This is a genomic window from Shewanella sp. LZH-2 (assembly GCF_016859145.1).
GTDB lineage: Bacteria > Pseudomonadota > Gammaproteobacteria > Enterobacterales > Shewanellaceae > Shewanella > Shewanella xiamenensis.
The window spans coordinates 2522437-2538368 of record NZ_CP069350.1; the positions used below are offsets into that span (position 1 = coordinate 2522437).

Annotated in this window: 16 protein-coding genes; 14 read left to right on the plus strand and 2 right to left on the minus strand. The window is 47.0% G+C overall.

Going from position 1 to position 15932, the window contains the following annotated elements; translation table 11 throughout:
• The first annotated feature begins 218 nt into the window (after positions 1–218).
• Entirely contained in the window at positions 219–509 is a 291-nt protein-coding gene (locus JM642_RS11215; RefSeq protein WP_037417920.1) for a cytochrome c3 family protein, read from the plus strand.
• A 231-nt stretch (positions 510–740) separates the two neighbouring features.
• On the opposite strand, the gene JM642_RS11220 is transcribed toward JM642_RS11215, so the two are convergent.
• On the minus strand, positions 741–2663 hold the full coding sequence (locus JM642_RS11220; RefSeq protein WP_203431798.1) for an ATP-dependent DNA helicase: 1923 nt from the start codon (positions 2661–2663) through the stop codon (positions 741–743).
• A gap of 434 nt (positions 2664–3097) precedes the next feature.
• Here JM642_RS11220 and JM642_RS11225 point away from each other — a divergent pair, with 434 nt between their 5' ends.
• From JM642_RS11225 to hisIE, 12 genes are all read left to right on the plus strand, one after another.
• Positions 3098–3568: a DUF2059 domain-containing protein gene (locus JM642_RS11225; protein ID WP_037417916.1), complete on the plus strand. Its 471-nt coding sequence runs from the start codon at positions 3098–3100 to the stop codon at positions 3566–3568.
• A 91-nt stretch (positions 3569–3659) separates the two neighbouring features.
• Positions 3660–4112 (plus strand): acyltransferase, encoded by a 453-nt coding sequence (locus JM642_RS11230; RefSeq protein WP_047535512.1) that lies wholly within the window; start codon positions 3660–3662, stop codon positions 4110–4112.
• A gap of 68 nt (positions 4113–4180) precedes the next feature.
• Positions 4181–4507, plus strand: a complete 327-nt coding sequence (locus JM642_RS11235) for a hypothetical protein (RefSeq protein WP_055648366.1) — start codon at positions 4181–4183, stop codon at positions 4505–4507.
• 65 nt (positions 4508–4572) lie between these two features.
• Positions 4573–5400, plus strand: coding sequence for a hypothetical protein (locus JM642_RS11240; RefSeq protein WP_203431799.1), 828 nt, complete (start codon positions 4573–4575; stop codon positions 5398–5400).
• 649 nt (positions 5401–6049) lie between these two features.
• Positions 6050–6949, plus strand: coding sequence for an ATP phosphoribosyltransferase (gene hisG / locus JM642_RS11245; RefSeq protein WP_037418029.1), 900 nt, complete (start codon positions 6050–6052; stop codon positions 6947–6949).
• A gap of 3 nt (positions 6950–6952) precedes the next feature.
• The gene (gene hisD / locus JM642_RS11250) at positions 6953–8254 is read left to right on the plus strand and encodes a histidinol dehydrogenase (protein WP_203431800.1); all 1302 of its coding nucleotides are present in this window, start codon (positions 6953–6955) and stop codon (positions 8252–8254) included.
• 71 nt (positions 8255–8325) lie between these two features.
• Positions 8326–9501, plus strand: a complete 1176-nt coding sequence (gene hisC, locus JM642_RS11255) for a histidinol-phosphate transaminase (RefSeq protein ID WP_203431801.1) — start codon at positions 8326–8328, stop codon at positions 9499–9501.
• Positions 9502–9583: 82 nt separating this feature from the next.
• Positions 9584–10675: a bifunctional histidinol-phosphatase/imidazoleglycerol-phosphate dehydratase HisB gene (gene hisB, locus JM642_RS11260; RefSeq protein WP_203431802.1), complete on the plus strand. Its 1092-nt coding sequence runs from the start codon at positions 9584–9586 to the stop codon at positions 10673–10675.
• 147 nt (positions 10676–10822) lie between these two features.
• Positions 10823–11473 carry an imidazole glycerol phosphate synthase subunit HisH gene (gene hisH, locus JM642_RS11265; RefSeq protein ID WP_144374555.1) on the plus strand — a complete coding sequence of 217 codons (651 nt, stop codon included), beginning with the start codon at positions 10823–10825 and terminating at the stop codon, positions 11471–11473.
• Between the two features lie 131 nt (positions 11474–11604).
• Positions 11605–12342: a 1-(5-phosphoribosyl)-5-[(5-phosphoribosylamino)methylideneamino]imidazole-4-carboxamide isomerase gene (gene hisA, locus JM642_RS11270; RefSeq protein WP_203431803.1), complete on the plus strand. Its 738-nt coding sequence runs from the start codon at positions 11605–11607 to the stop codon at positions 12340–12342.
• Positions 12324–13097, plus strand: coding sequence for an imidazole glycerol phosphate synthase subunit HisF (gene hisF / locus JM642_RS11275; RefSeq protein ID WP_203431804.1), 774 nt, complete (start codon positions 12324–12326; stop codon positions 13095–13097). Before hisA ends, hisF begins: the two co-directional genes overlap by 19 nt.
• 124 nt (positions 13098–13221) lie before the next feature.
• On the plus strand, positions 13222–13857 hold the full coding sequence (gene hisIE / locus JM642_RS11280; RefSeq protein WP_172589470.1) for a bifunctional phosphoribosyl-AMP cyclohydrolase/phosphoribosyl-ATP diphosphatase HisIE: 636 nt from the start codon (positions 13222–13224) through the stop codon (positions 13855–13857).
• A gap of 443 nt (positions 13858–14300) precedes the next feature.
• Here the strand turns inward: hisIE and JM642_RS20465 are convergent, their stop codons facing one another.
• The gene (locus JM642_RS20465) at positions 14301–14435 is read right to left on the minus strand and encodes a hypothetical protein (protein WP_275403226.1); all 135 of its coding nucleotides are present in this window, start codon (positions 14433–14435) and stop codon (positions 14301–14303) included.
• Positions 14436–14537: 102 nt separating this feature from the next.
• Between JM642_RS20465 and JM642_RS11285 the strand changes: the two genes are divergently transcribed.
• Positions 14538–15725, plus strand: coding sequence for an aromatic amino acid transport family protein (locus JM642_RS11285; protein WP_203431805.1), 1188 nt, complete (start codon positions 14538–14540; stop codon positions 15723–15725).
• The last annotated feature ends 207 nt before the right edge of the window (positions 15726–15932 follow it).

Below are 15932 nucleotides of genomic sequence, written 5' to 3' on the forward strand. Positions count from 1 at the left end.
ATTTAAGCTTAATAAACTCTGTTAAGCCCTAATGTATTTCAGTACACATTAATAATAAAACAGCGGTATAAGTTTCAAGATAAATACTAATTAGACATTTAAAAAATCAATGTTTGCACATTGCTTATATTGCGCCACTAGCTCTTTATTATCGAATAAGAGCTTATTTGCTGGCTTGAGAATGATAATTTAACCCACAATAAAAGAAGGAAAATAACATGCTTAAAAAGATGATGCTCATGTGTGCACTGTGTTTCTCTACTAGTTTAATGGCGGCATCACTTGCCGACAGCCATTCAGAAAGATCAGACTGTGAATCATGCCATAAGGATAAAACACCCTCTGCGGATTATGTTTTTGAAAATGAGCAATGTGTATCATGCCATGGCGAAATGAAAACACTCGCAGGTGAAGCTCATACTAAGCATGATGGCGTTTTAACATGCACAAATTGCCATATCGCTCATGAAGAAAAAGCACCTGCTGATGCCTGCAAAGCATGCCATTAACTCACTAAAAATCTAAAGCCAAAAGCCGAAGAATAACTTGTTTTGAATGGAACCATTTGGCAGGATGCCACTTGACCCACCTCCAAGGGTGTTTGCCATCTATTGCTCACAGGTGGCATTTTTTATCCTCGTTTGTATCGCCTTAATGTATATCTAACAACTGAATACTTCGCTCATATTCCATAAAAATAAAAAAAATTTAAGCATCCCAAGTAAACCATAAGACGAGTGTCAAGGTATTGTTCTCAAGAACGCCAAGGCTTTATCTAAATCACGGGTGCGCGCCATCGGCGGCAGGGAGTTTAAAAATGCCTGTCCGTAGGCGCGATTCACAATCCGATTATCACACAGGATTAATACGCCGCAGTCCTTTTCGTCACGGATCAAACGTCCAACCCCTTGTTTGAGCGCAATAATCGCCTGAGGTAATGACACTTGAGTAAAAGGATCGCCGCCCTGACGGCTAATATTGTCGGCGCGGGCACGGTAAAGCGGCTCATCGGGCGAAACAAACGGCAATTTATCAATAATCACGCAGCTTAATAACTTGCCACGCACATCTACCCCCTCCCAAAAACTGCTGGTGCCAAGTAATACCGCATTGCCCAGTTGGCGAAACTTTGTGAGCAAACTCTGTTTACCCGCTTGGCCCTGCACCAGCAACGGATATTGAGTCCGAGTTCGCAATGCCAACGCCGTTTGCTCAAGCATTTTATGGCTGGTAAACAAAATAAAGGTTCGCCCCTGCGCTGCCTCAATCGCTTTGACACATACATCGACTAACTGTTTGACTGCTTGCTGCTGATTCGCCACATTGCCCAGTTGCCTAGGCACACAAAATAACGCCTGACGTGGATAATCGAAGGGACTATCCAAAATATGCGCCTTGGCCTCACTGATCCCTAACTCCTTGGCAAAATGCGCTAAGCTGCGGTTCACTTGTAAGGTTGCCGAGGTAAAAATCCAACTGGTATTGGCCACAAATAACTGCTGACATTCGCGGGCAATATTAATCGGTGAAATCCGTAGCATCACAAAACGGCTACCAAATTCAACACTATAGGCAGCCTGTGGATTGTCACATTGGAAAAACTGATTGAGCTTATGGTTAAGGCCAGCCAGTTTAACGGCAATATCATCTAATAACTCACTGCGCCCCACATGGGCGAGCAAGAGTTTTTGCAGCGCGGTTAACTCTGCGAGTAAATCCCATGATGCTAGCGCAATTGACTTATTGCCAAGCAGCATACGCCAATCCGACTCGGCAATAGAAAACAATCCATTATGCCAGTCACTCAATTTGGCTAAACAACGCTGACAAAATTGGGCAATCTGCCCCGTATCGCTGAGCTCAGTTTGATAAATCTGCAATAACTTTTGCAGGTAGTCATCAATAGTGCGACTCGAGGATTGCTGGCCAAAATAACTGACGCAGATATCCGGCAGCAAATGCGCTTCATCGAAGATCACCACATCGGGATCGGGTAATAATTCAGCAAAGCCTGTGTCCTTTAACACACTGTCTGCAAAGAATAAGTGATGATTCACGACGATGATTTTCGCATCCATCGCGCGGCTGCGAGCCTTACGGGTAAAACAGGCATCATAAAATTCGCAGCGCTGGCCAAGACAGGTCTCTTTGGTACTGACGACTAAGGGAAGCGCGGGAGAATGTTCAGGCACTGAAGTTAAGCCACCAATATCGCCGTCTTTACTCATGCCCGCCCATTGATTGATTTTGAGTAAATCATCCAACAATCGCGCCTCAATATGGCTGGCCTCCAGCATCTGCCTATCGAGTCGATATTGGCATAAATAGTTATTGCGGCCTTTTAATAGCGCAAGCTTGGGCGCAATTCCAAGCATAGATGTCAATGCGGGTAAATCCTTTAGAAACAATTGCTCCTGCAGGTTTTTACTGCCAGTACTGACAATCACTTGCTTGCCACTTAACATAGCGGGAATTAAATAGGCGAAGGTTTTACCGACCCCTGTACCCGCTTCGATCAGTGCATTGCCCTTACTCGCAATCGATTCACTGATGATTTGCGCCATCTCAACCTGACTCTGACGCGCACTGAACCCCTGAATATGCGTAGCGAGCACGCCATCGTTGGCAAAAGCGCGCAGCACCTCATTCGTCAATCTGCTCATCGAACGAGGAGCATCAAGCGACTGCTGATTTGATTGCTGATGTTTAGCTTGCCGCGGAGCTGAGCGTCGAGAGTGAGTCAATGGCGAGCGAGTTCCTATAAAAACGATTCAAAAAAGCGGGTTGTGGGTTAAGGCGTTAGCCTTCGCTAAGGAGCATAACGCTGTTGCCGCAGTGTAATTAAGCCCGCCTGATAATACCAATAGTTTTAATCTAGCGCCGAGCTTCTTGAGCTAAAACATGGAGTAGCGTAGTTTAAATGATTTAACAACCAAAGGCTTAACTCAACTTTTCCCCGATTGCTTGCTAAGAGATAAGCTGCTAAGTTGCGTTAATGATTGTGCTAATGACTTAATTTTGCACGAAGCTTCAATTATGGATATATAACTCAATTAAGGTTTCCGTTTATAAACGTTGAGATGATTAAGGATATAAAATGAAAAAGTTCCAATTATTACCGTTAATGTTATTTATTTTATCTACTCCCGTAGTAGCGCAAGAAGCACCAATAGATGAAATGTTTAGAGTGATGTCAATCGATAAACAAATGGCTGGTGGATTTGAAGCTATGTTACCAATAGTAGACCAAATAGCCACCAACTATAAATTAGATAATAAGGCTAAAGAAGAACTTAAGGGTATTTATAGAGCATGGTTTAATGAAGATGTTGATCGTCCCAGAGTGATAAACGAATTAAAAAAACAGTACTCTGAGGCTTTCACAAATGAAGAAATCATTAAAATAACCCAATTTTATCAAACTTCTACAGGTAAAAAACTCTTAGAAAAAACGCCACAATTGATGCAAACTGGAGCACAAATCGCCATGCAAGAAGCACAAGCAAAACAATCTAAATTAATTGAGCGTATTAGACCTTTTCTCGCAAAGCATGGAATTAAAGAATAAAGCTATAACAATTATCTGAACATGAGGTCTGATATTACGAGACTTGTAAAAAGCTACGCACTCAGTGGTAAGCATTAGGCGGAGATTAACCATGCCAACGACCTTATCCTTGTCACAATATGTGAAAAAGCGAAATGGTGTTCCACTGGGTGCCAGTCACTCGATGAGGAATATGCTATCACGCGCCCTGGGTGCTAAGTCATTCCCCATTTTTTGGCATTATTGGAATCCGATTTGGGGTTATTATTTATCACGTAATGTCATGCGTCCTAGCAGTCAGTTTCTGCCGATGTGGCTCGCCGTACTTGTCACCTTTTTGGTCAGCGGTGCGCTACACGATCTCGCCGTTGCTCTGGTTAAATGGCAAACCATATTCTTTTTTACACCTTGGTTTGGCATCATGGGAGTTATAGTGATTGCCTCAAATAAATATCGCCTTTCCTACGGTACATTACCTTGGATTATGCGGGCTTTGATTAATTTACTGTTTATTTTTTCATCATTTGCGTTAACCGAATTAATGCAGGGTCTGTGGAGGCCTTGAGCCTGATTCTGTCGGTTTAATTAACTCGTCCAAATGATGTAAATGATGCTCGCTCAAAAGGATATTTCATGCGATTAACATTAACCTTGGAAACCCTATTATCCCAACTTGGTTCTTTTTCGTGGCACTTGGATGTGTACAAAGCCCTAGAACAACCATTAAGTCCCACAATGTCGGTGTTAATCATTGACGATGAGCTTGAAGAAGAACGCGACCAACAGGATGAGCCTCTCTACCCGCAAACTCAAGGTTATCAATACTTTTTAAGCATTGCGGATTTGCAAAGCATCAAGGCTAATTTAGTGCAACAGCTGCCACATGCTACCTTGCATGACATAATTCATGCTGTCAGTTATTACTATCAAAACGATGCTTATATAAATGTAGAGAGCTAACCGCTTTAATTGCGCTTTTATAAGATAAATTAAAACAATTGTTAAAGGATAAAATAGAATCAGCTATGGATAAAAAAGCAAAAAGGATTTTATTCTCCACCTATTGGAAGAATGGTTGGATTGACGTAAAAAACAGAAGTATCTCCGATCCCGACTTTATCTATGCCAAATCGAAAGGATTAATGTTTGATCCTTTAACTATCTGCCACGATGAATGTATCCTTGCCACCACAACGCTAGTAAAAGGCATTTCGCAAGCACAAGTAACAAAAGGATTTTTAAGCAGTCTAACCTCTCGGCGATTGGATTGGCGCTCATCCCTTGCATCCTATGCGATCGCCCAAAAAATCCCATCTCATCAATACACACCTGTCATTTCAGGCTCTTCTTATATGGATGGCAAACCAACTGCACATTCCTATACCTGCGGCATTTGCCGAGACAGTCAATATGGCATCCGAGGAAGCGAATCCTATATCGAGGTGGATATTAACGTATTCAATTTCGAGCGTATAAAATGGGGCGGCATGCGCCATGGGGATATTTTGTATACCTATTTTGATTTAAGCCAATTTATTAATGCCGATATTCCAGAGCCGACGTCAGAAGATATGGCCTGTTTTAGGGAGATCTTAACGATTATCGAAACGTCAGACCCGAGCGATTATCCCAGTACACTAGAGAAAAGATTAGCGAATGTGATTAAGTCGAGTAAAGCTGAGCGACAAATATTAATCGAAATATTAGCCAGTCTGGGAATATTAAAACCCAATACTGTCTATAGACAACGCCAAGGCAAAAATGACTGGGTATTTGCCGAATATTGGCGTGGTGAAGACAAATATTGCCAACAAACAGTTGATCGCCTGTTTGGAGAATATTTAACAGGGTAAAAGGGATGTCACGCGCTAATCCTGCATTAACGCTGTGACTGACACTTAGCAACAACCGCCAGTCTAGATTGAACGCTGTTAGACAAGATTTACCATACTTACCGCCAGCCGAATTTGTCTAAACGCAGCATCGGCTTTGTGCCAATCCCCTAATTCGCCCCTCCTTGCGATAAGCAGATTATCGTCCTGCGACCACCAAGATGAAACATTTTCACAAAACGCATAAATATTCTTATTTAGTTAAAATTAGCTGTTGCAAACGGCACAGAAAGCGGTTAGCTTAAAAAAACGTTCGATGGATAAGTATCCACCAACACCAAATTCAACATAATCACAGAGTATAGAGAGTCATATGAGCCAACTACTGAACGCTATCCACCACCATCACCACCATATGCGGTAGCCTTCGGACGCTCACTGCCGAAGGACTATATCCTTCTGGCGGACTGATTCAAAGATGATCACTAACCCCTGGAAGGAATTCTGGGGGTTTTTGCTTTTGGGCTTTTTAACTAACGATTTAATAGATAATTAGTAATTAATTTCAATATGTTAACCGCCACATTTACTGGCGGTGCCGATAAACCAGTTAAAGCGTGAAACGAAAGAATATCATTTTGAATTTGTTAACTTTGAGCGAGATAAAATTATGACTGAATCAAACCGTTTACGTATTGCCATTCAAAAATCGGGTCGCCTATCGACCGACTCTCAGCAATTACTCAAGAGCTGCGGTGTTAAGTTTTCCATTAACGAACAACGTCTTATCGCACACGCAGATAACATGCCTATCGATTTACTCAGAGTACGTGACGATGATATTCCAGGACTGGTTATGGATGGCGTGGTCGATTTAGGCATTATTGGTGAGAACGTGCTCGAAGAAGAGCAAATTGAGCGTCAAACCCTAAATAAGCCAGCTGAATATGTAAAATTACGCCAATTAGATTTTGGCGCCTGCCGTCTCTCGTTAGCCGTACCAACCGAATTTAGCTATGCCAATGCCTCATCCCTAGAAGGCTTGAGAATTGCCACCTCCTACCCCAATCTATTGCGCCGTTTTATGCAACAAAAAGGCATAAATTATCGCGACTGTATGTTAAAAGGCTCGGTTGAAGTTGCACCGCGTGCAGGGCTTGCCGATGGCATTTGTGACTTAGTCTCCACTGGCGCAACCCTTGAAGCCAATGGTTTATACGAGACTGAAGTCATATACCGCTCCATGGCCTGCATTATTCAATCAACCCAAACCCAAACGCCGAGCAAACAAGCCTTAATCGATCGCATTTTATCCCGCGTAAACGGCGTGATCCGCGCCCGTGAAAGTAAATATATTTTGCTACACGCACCCACAGAAACCTTAGATCAAATTGTCGCCCTGCTACCCGGCGCCGAAAACCCCACGGTGCTGCCATTAAACGACGATACTAATCGAGTGGCCATCCACGCCGTCAGTACTGAAGATTTATTCTGGGACACCATGGAAGAGCTCACCGCACTCGGCGCCAGCTCTATCCTCGTAATGCCAATTGAAAAAATGATGGGGTGATCTATGGATATTTTGACTTGGGCAACGTTATCCGCCGATGCACAACAAGCCGCGCTCCAACGCTCACCTTTAATTGGTGACAGCGGCTTAGAACAAAGTGTTCGGGCCATTGTTGATGCCGTGGCTAGCCGTGGCGATGCGGCGCTAAAAGAGTTTAATCAAAAGTTTGATAGCTTTAATAGTGCCAATATCGATAGTCTGCGTTTAAGTGAAAGCGAGATTAGCGCCGCCAGCGCACGAGTCTCGACCGAACTTAAAGCCGCCATTGCCCAAGCGATGGCCAATATTGATGTGTTTCACAGCGCGCAGCAATTTCGCCCCATAGAGATTGAAACCCAAGCGGGTGTTCGCTGCGAGCTTCGTAGCGAACCGATTGAAAAAGTCGGTTTATATATTCCCGGTGGCAGCGCCCCATTAATCTCAACCGTACTGATGTTGGCCCTACCAGCCAAAATTGCCGGCTGCGAAAAACGCGTATTGGTGAGTCCGCCGCCGATTAACGATGCGATTGTGTATGCGGCAAACGCCTGTGGGATCACCGAAATTTATCAAGTGGGCGGCGCGCAGGCCATTGCCGCACTGGCCTTTGGCACTGAAACGATTCCCAGCGTCGATAAGATTTTTGGCCCAGGCAATCGTTATGTCACCGAGGCCAAACGCTTGGTCTCTCAAGATGGTCGCTGCACTGTATCTATCGATATGCCAGCGGGACCATCCGAGGTGTTGGTGATTGCCGATAGCGATGCCAATGCGCAGTTTATTGCCGCGGATTTACTCTCGCAAGCGGAGCATGGCCCAGATTCACAGGTCATTTTAGTCACGGATTCTGAGCCATTAGCACAAGCTATCAATCAAGCACTCGAGTCACAACTGGCCGCTCTACCACGCCAAGAGATTGCCGCAACCGCCCTAAACAGTAGCCGCACCATTTTAGTCAAAGATATGCAGGAAGCAGCACAGGTATCGAATAGTTACGGGCCTGAACACTTAATTATTCAAACCCGCTTCCCACGGGACGTACTCAAGCATATTCGTGCCGCAGGCTCAGTGTTTTTAGGCGCCTATACACCTGAATCGGTTGGAGATTATGCCAGTGGCACTAACCATGTATTGCCGACTTACGGTTACAGCCGCGCGGTATCGAGCCTCTCCTTGGCCGACTTTAGCCGCCGCTTTACGGTGCAAGAACTCAGTGCCAAGGGCCTACTCGGACTCGGGCAAGCGGTAATGACCCTTGCCAGTAATGAGTTACTCGATGCCCATAAAAATGCGGTCGCGATACGCTTAGCCAGTCTTAAGGACTGATAGTAGCAAGACGAAATAACAGTACGCTTCAGCGTTAATGAAAGCCGTAGCAAGACTTAGGATGATATAGGATGAGCCAAGTGCCAATTAGCCAAGCACCAACGAGCAATGTGCCAGTAACAAAGGTTCCGAGCGCCAATAGCGCCAGCAATACTCTCGATAACACAAGCATCGAGCCAACAACCCTTGCCGCCTGTCTTGCGCGGCCCGAGCTGCTCGAGTTAACACCGTACCAAAGTGCTCGCAGGCTAGGTGGTCGTGGGGATATTTGGATCAACGCTAACGAATCGCCCTTTAATAATGTGGCCGTTGCCGAACTCGATTTAACTAAGTTAAATCGTTACCCAGAGTGCCAACCGCCCGCGTTAATCAATGCCTACAGCCAATACAGCGGTGTAGCGGAGAGCAAAATTGTCGCCAGTCGCGGCGCCGATGAGGCCATCGAACTGCTGATCCGGGCATTTTGTGTCCCAGGCATAGATTCCATTGCGACCTTTGGGCCCACTTATGGCATGTACGCCATTAGCGCGCAAACCTTTAATGTAGGCGTTAAGGCGTTAAGCTTAACGGCTGAATACGGTCTCCCATCCGACTTTGCAACGGCCACGCGCGGCGCTAAGTTAGTGTTTATCTGCAATCCTAATAACCCAACCGGCACTGTGATTGACAAGGCGCGCATCGAGCAAGCCATCCAAGCCCTACCCGATGCAATTGTTGTCGTCGATGAGGCTTATATCGAGTTTTGCCCAGAATATAGCGTGGCGGATTTACTTGAGACTTACCCAAATCTCGTTGTACTGCGCACCCTCTCAAAAGCCTTTGCCTTAGCAGGCGCGCGCTGCGGCTTTTTACTGGCCAATGAAGAAATTATCGAAATCATCATGCGGGTGATTGCGCCCTATCCCGTGCCACTTCCCGTGAGTGAAGTGGCCGTGCAAGCGCTCTCTGCTGCTGGGATTGCGCGGATGAAAACCCAAGTCAAAGCGCTCAATACTCAGGGAGAGCGACTCGCGGCGGCGCTGAATTTGTACTGCGAGCAATGGGGCGGCGCCGTGCTAAAACCCAATGGCAACTATGTCTTAGCCGAGTTTGACGACGTAGCAACAGTGGCACAGCTGCTTATCGACAATGGCATTGTCGCGCGGGCCTATAAGGACCCAAGGCTAGCTAAAGCCATTCGTTTTAGCTTTAGCTCTCAGTCTGACACCGACCGCTTAGTGTCGCTCTTTGAATCGCAAAAGCTGTGAGCTTTGGGTGCAAGTCTTGTAACAGCATTGGCCTAATAGACTGATTTTATAAAGATAACAAACTGAATTGAAAGGTAGCAGCATGAACCCAGTATTTACCCCAAATGTCGCCCAGAAAATACTTTTTATCGACCGTGATGGCACCTTGATTGAAGAGCCAATCACCGACAAACAGGTCGATAGCCTCACCAAACTGGTATTCGAGCCCCAAGTGATCCCCGCCTTACTGCGCCTGCAAAAAGCTGGGTTTAGGTTGGTGATGGTTAGCAATCAAGACGGGCTCGGTACCCCTTCCTTCCCGCAGGAAGATTTCGATGCACCGCACAATATGATGATGCAAATCCTGTCTAGCCAAGGGGTTAAGTTTGAAGATGTGCTCATCTGCCCGCACTTTAACGATGAAAATTGCAGCTGCCGCAAACCCAAACTAGGACTGGTGAAAGACTTTTTGACCCAAGGCACCATCGATTTTACCCAGTCCGCCGTGATTGGTGACAGACACACAGATGTGGAACTGGGCAATGCCATGGGGATTAAAAGCTTTCAATATCAGCGTGGCAGTCTTGGCTGGGACGCGATTGCCGATGCCTTACTCAACAAGGGCCGCACCGCGACTGTGGTACGCACCACCAAGGAAACCGATATTCGCGTGACTGTCGATCTCGACAATCCCAGCAAAGGCGCCATTAACACTGGCATTGGTTTCTTCGACCATATGTTGGATCAAATCGCCACCCACGGAAACTTCAAAATGGAGGTGAATGTCGATGGCGATCTGGAGATAGACGATCACCACAGCGTTGAAGACACGGCATTGGCAATTGGGGATGCGCTGCGCCAAGCGCTGGGCGATAAACGCGGTATTGCCCGCTTTGGTTTTAGTTTGCCGATGGATGAGGCCAAAGGCGAATGCTTACTGGATCTTTCCGGCAGGCCTTTTATTAAATTCGCCGCCCAATTTGAACGTGAAAAAGTCGGTGAAATGGCAACCGAAATGGTACCGCACTTTTTCCGCTCTTTTGCCGATGGCCTACGCTGCACCCTGCATGTAGCCGCCGAGGGAGACAACGATCACCACAAGGTCGAAGTGCTATTTAAAGTACTGGGCCGCGCGCTGCGTCAGGCCGTAAAAGTCGAAGGTGATGTGTTGCCATCGAGTAAAGGCGTGCTCTAACACCGTGCTAAAACATTTGTTATCTGCTTCTTGACTGAAAATAGGTACGTGAGCAAATAACATAAAGCCTGATGATTTTAACGAGGGGCAGTTTCGGGAATGCGGCGACAAACCACTTCCCCACTGACCCATCAATAGGAAAACCCAATGTCAGCAAACATAGATGAATTTGATGTTGTCATCATAGACACAGGTTGCGCCAACTTAAGCTCGGTCCGTTTCGCCTTTGAGCGCCTCGGCGCTAAGGTGTTAGTCACCGATGACAAAGCCAGCATTAAAGCCGCCAAACGTGTAGTACTGCCAGGTGTCGGCAGTGCTGGCGCCGCCATGGCTTCATTAACGGAAAAAGCCTTAGTCGAATTAATTCAAGGGTTAACTCAACCCGTGCTGGGCGTCTGTTTAGGGATGCAAATGCTTACCCTGCTCTCTAAAGAACGCGGCGGCCAAGCGCTGGATTGCCAATGCTTAGGCATTATTCCAACCGAAATTGACGAGCTAGACCGTCAAACGCTTAAGGCCGAAGGTTTACCTCTGCCGCACATGGGTTGGAACCAACTGGCCTTTAGCAATCCGTCTCAGGTTCACCCGCTGTTTGCCGATGTTCCAGCCGGCAGTTACGTGTATTTTGTGCACAGCTACCGCGCACCATTAAGCGACTACACCTTGGCACAATGCCGTTATGGTGAGGACTTTAGCGCCGCCATCGGTAAAGACAACTTTATGGGCGTGCAATTTCACCCCGAGAAGAGCGCCGCCGTGGGCGCACAAATCCTAGGTAACTTTTTAAAAATGCAGTAAATAAATCGCTTATTAAGTTTTGACTGAGCTAAGTTTGGGGGCGCTAAGTTTGGCTGAGCCAGCTTTTTTCAGCCACAACATACAGCAATAAAGCGCGGCAGCAAATGCACACAAGGAATTAAGGACAACAGATGATCATTCCAGCAATTGATTTAATTGATGGCAAGGTAGTTAGGCTCTACCAAGGGGATTATGGGCAGCAGACCACCTTCGATTTAAGCCCACTGGCCCAGTTGCAATCTTACCAAGACCAAGGTGCGAAATGGCTGCATATTGTGGATTTAACTGGCGCCAAAGAACCCGCTAAACGCCAAACGACTTTGATTGCCAAGCTGACAGCGGGACTTAACGCCAATATTCAGGTGGGCGGCGGGATCCGCACTGAAGAGCAAGTCGCCGAGTTATTATCCCTTGGGGTTAAACGCGTGGTGATAGGCTCGCTCGCCATCAAAGAGCCCGAGTTAGTCAAAGGCTGGTTTAACAAGTTTGGCAGCGAGGCCATTTGCCTCGCACTGGATGTGAATATCAATCAGAGCGGCGAGAAAATCGTTGCGGTTTCTGGCTGGCAAAGCGGTGGAGGTAAGAGTTTAGAATCTATCGTTGAAGACTTTAGCCAAGTGGGACTTAAACATGCACTGGTGACTGACATCAGCCGCGATGGCACCCTCACAGGCGCCAATACCGAACTCTATCGTGAGCTATCCAGCCGCTATCCCGATATCGCGTGGCAAGCCTCGGGCGGCATTGCCACCCTTGAGGATGTTACTGCCGTCAGAGACAGTGGCGCCGCGGGGATCATTATCGGTAAAGCTTTACTTATCAATCAGTTTAATGTGGCGGAGGCAATCCAATGCTGGCCAAACGAATAGTCCCCTGTTTAGATGTGAAAGATGGCTGCGTGGTCAAGGGCGTACAGTTTCGCAACCATGAAATTGTTGGCGATATAGTGCCACTCGCGGCGCGTTATGCCGCTGAGGGCGCCGACGAACTGGTGTTTTACGATATCACCGCCAGTGCCCATGACCGAGTAGTCGATAAGTCTTGGGTGAGCCGAGTGGCGGAGCAAATCGATATCCCCTTCTGCGTCGCCGGCGGTATTAAAACCATCGGCCAGGCCCGCGAGTTACTGGCCTTTGGCGCGGATAAGATTTCGGTCAACTCACCCGCTCTTAGCGATCCGAGTTTAATTTCACGCCTGCAGGATGAATTTGGCCGTCAATGTATCGTGATCGGCATAGACTCGTTTTATGATGCGGCAAGCGACAGCTATAAAGTGAAGCAATTCACCGGCGATGAAGCCGCCACCAAAGAAACCACTTGGTACACCCAGGATTGGGTTGAAGAAGTACAACAACGCGGCTGCGGCGAAATCGTGCTCAACGTGATGAACCAAGATGGTGTGCGCGGTGGCTATGATATCAAACAGTTAAGCCTAGTACGCCAGCTGTGCGACGTGCCCTTAATCGCCTCGGGCGGTGCGGGTACGATGGCGCATTTTCGCGATGTGTTTATTGATGCGAAGGTCGATGCTGCGCTGGCGGCCAGCGTGTTCCATAAAGCCATTATCAATATCGGCGAGTTAAAACAGTATTTAGCGGCCGAAGGCATCGCGATTAGACGCTAGAGCGGTTCTAGGTTCTAGGTTCTAGGTTCTAGGTTCTAGGTTCTAGGTTCTAGGTTCTAGGTTCTAGGTTCTAGGTTCTAGGTTCTAGGTTCTAGGTTCTACAAATAGATTAAGAGTGAATACTATGTCAACGCAAACAAACACTAAGTCGGATTTTAGCAAGCTGGATTGGGACAAACAGGATGGACTTATCCCTGCGGTTATCCAAAACCACTTATCAGGCAAGGTATTAATGCTCGGGTATATGGATAAAGCCGCGCTGGAACAGACTCTGGCAACCGGTGATGTGACGTTTTTTAGCCGATCTAAGCAACGTTTATGGACCAAGGGCGAAACCTCGGGCCATACCCTAAAACTGGTCGCCATCGATAAAGACTGCGATAACGATAGCCTGCTGGTGCAGGTATTACCCAATGGCCCAACCTGCCATAAAGGCACCGAAAGCTGCTGGCTCGATGGTCAAGCTCACCCGTTTTTAAACAATCTAGCCGAGCTTATCGCCTCACGTAAAGGGCAAAGTCCAGAATCGAGCTACACCGCCTCCTTATTTGCGCGCGGCACCAAACGCATCGCCCAAAAAGTCGGTGAAGAAGGGCTCGAAACCGCACTGGCCGCTGCGACTCACGATAAAGAAGAGCTGATTAATGAGGCATCAGATCTCATGTACCACTTATTAGTGCTACTTGAAGATCAACAACTGAGCTTAAGTGATATCACAGCTAATCTACTCGCTCGCCATCAAAAAGCACTGCGAAAATAACCCTGAAACCTCAAAACGCCCTAAGCACTACTACACCTGTATCTGCCGCAAGCCTTGTTGGTCTGCGGCAGACAACCTTCTATTTACGCAGTGTTAGCCAACACCACATCCCACCCTCTATCATGCGCCTTACAACCCTTCCCCCCCAAATAGTGAATCCTAAAACCGTATACCTTCTCATCAGCCATCACATCGAAATTGACAAAAAATCAGCAAAATACTGCTGTAATGGTTGACAAGTACATCTTAACTGCCTATCGTAGCCAGCGTACTCGATATTGGCATCGAGGCGTTGACTCAACTTATTAACATTTAAGACAAATTTTAAAAACAGGCCGAATTGCCTTCGTTATGTGATGTGACCAAGCAATTAGATGTGATTAAGTCATTAGATGTAATTTAAGTGTCGAATTAACCCCAATCAAAGGCGCGTTTTATGTGTATTACAACAACAGCTTATTATCCCTATCTGTAGCCGCAATGGCATAGATAGGCACACTCGCCAGACCTTCCATTGTGGCCATATCCCCAACGATCCGCAGATTGCGCCACGAACCCAACGCTTTGTACTGGTACAAGTACAGCTCTCAGCCGCCGTATCGCGCCGCCATGCTGCTTAAGCCTTTATCTCTTTTAGCTGAGATATTCGAGCCATTCATTAAGACGTTTGAGCGTAAGTTATGACACAAAATAAATTTTTCGGCAGTTTGCTGCTGATCGCAGGCACCACCATTGGCGCGGGAATGCTCGCACTCCCCATCGCCTCAGCAGGACTCGGTTTTGGTGTATCGAGCATGATTATGCTAATCCTCTGGGCATTGATGGCCTACACCGCCCTACTCATGGTCGAAATCCATCAATTTGCCCCGAGTGATGCCAGCCTCAACCAATTAGCCCGCACGCTTTTGGGCGCTAAGGGCCAAGTGGTTGCCAGTATCGCGTTAATGTTTTTACTCTACGCCCTGTGCGCCGCCTACATCGCGGGTGGTGGTGAGCAAGTTCATCAAAAACTCAACTCTTGGTTAGGGTTAGCACTGCCGCCACAGGCGGGCGCCATCTTATTTACCCTCTTGGTTGGTACGATTGTGGGTTTAGGTACCCACTGCGTCGATTTAATTAACCGCCTGCTCTTTAGCTTAAAAATCATTGCGTTGATCTTGATGCTGGCGTTATTACTGCCGCAGGTCGAAGGCACACATTTACTCGAATTGCCACTGGAACAAGGGCTTATTGTGTCGGCCATCCCAGTGATTTTTACCTCGTTTGGTTTTCATGGTTCGATTCCATCTGTGGTGCGCTACTTAGGCGTTGAGGTAAAAAGCCTGCGTAAAATCATGCTGCTCGGCTCGGCGTTACCCCTGCTGATTTACCTGCTGTGGCAACTGGGCAGCCAAGGCGTGCTCAGCCAAAGCCAACTGATGACGAATCAGAGTCTTTCAGGCTTTATCAATCAGTTAGCCAGTGTACTGCACAGCCAATACTTAAGTTCTGCCATCAGTGTGTTTGCCGATCTTGCCCTGGCGACCTCCTTTTTAGGGGTGAGCCTAGGTCTATTTGACTTTATAGCCGCCAACTTAAGGCAAGAAGATAATGCGACGGGTCGCAGTATCACCGCGGCGATCACTTTTGTGCCGCCATTAGGCTTTGCCCTTTTTTACCCACAGGGATTTATTACCGCCCTCGGTTATGCGGCAATTGCCCTAGTGATCCTCGCGATTTTTTTACCCGTTTCCATGGTATGGGTACAAAGAAAACAACGGGATAACGCCAATCTTCCCCAAGGCTACCGCGTCGCAGGGGGAAAATTAAGCTTAGTGCTCGCACTCGTGTCAGGTCTTGCCGTCATTGGCGCCCAATTATTAGGTTAACATCGGTTTAGGTCACTACAGAATAAGTGCCTGTAAAATCAAGATGATTGAGTAGGCACTCAACCTCATTTGCCCATAGCAAGACCCATCGCAAAATTAGTCAGCCACGTAGTGGAGTGTTAAACTGGCGTTCATCCCACGCCCCTTTATCGCTGGTATTCCAATTTCCAGCACTAGAGTGAACGACAGCGCATTGATGATAAGGAT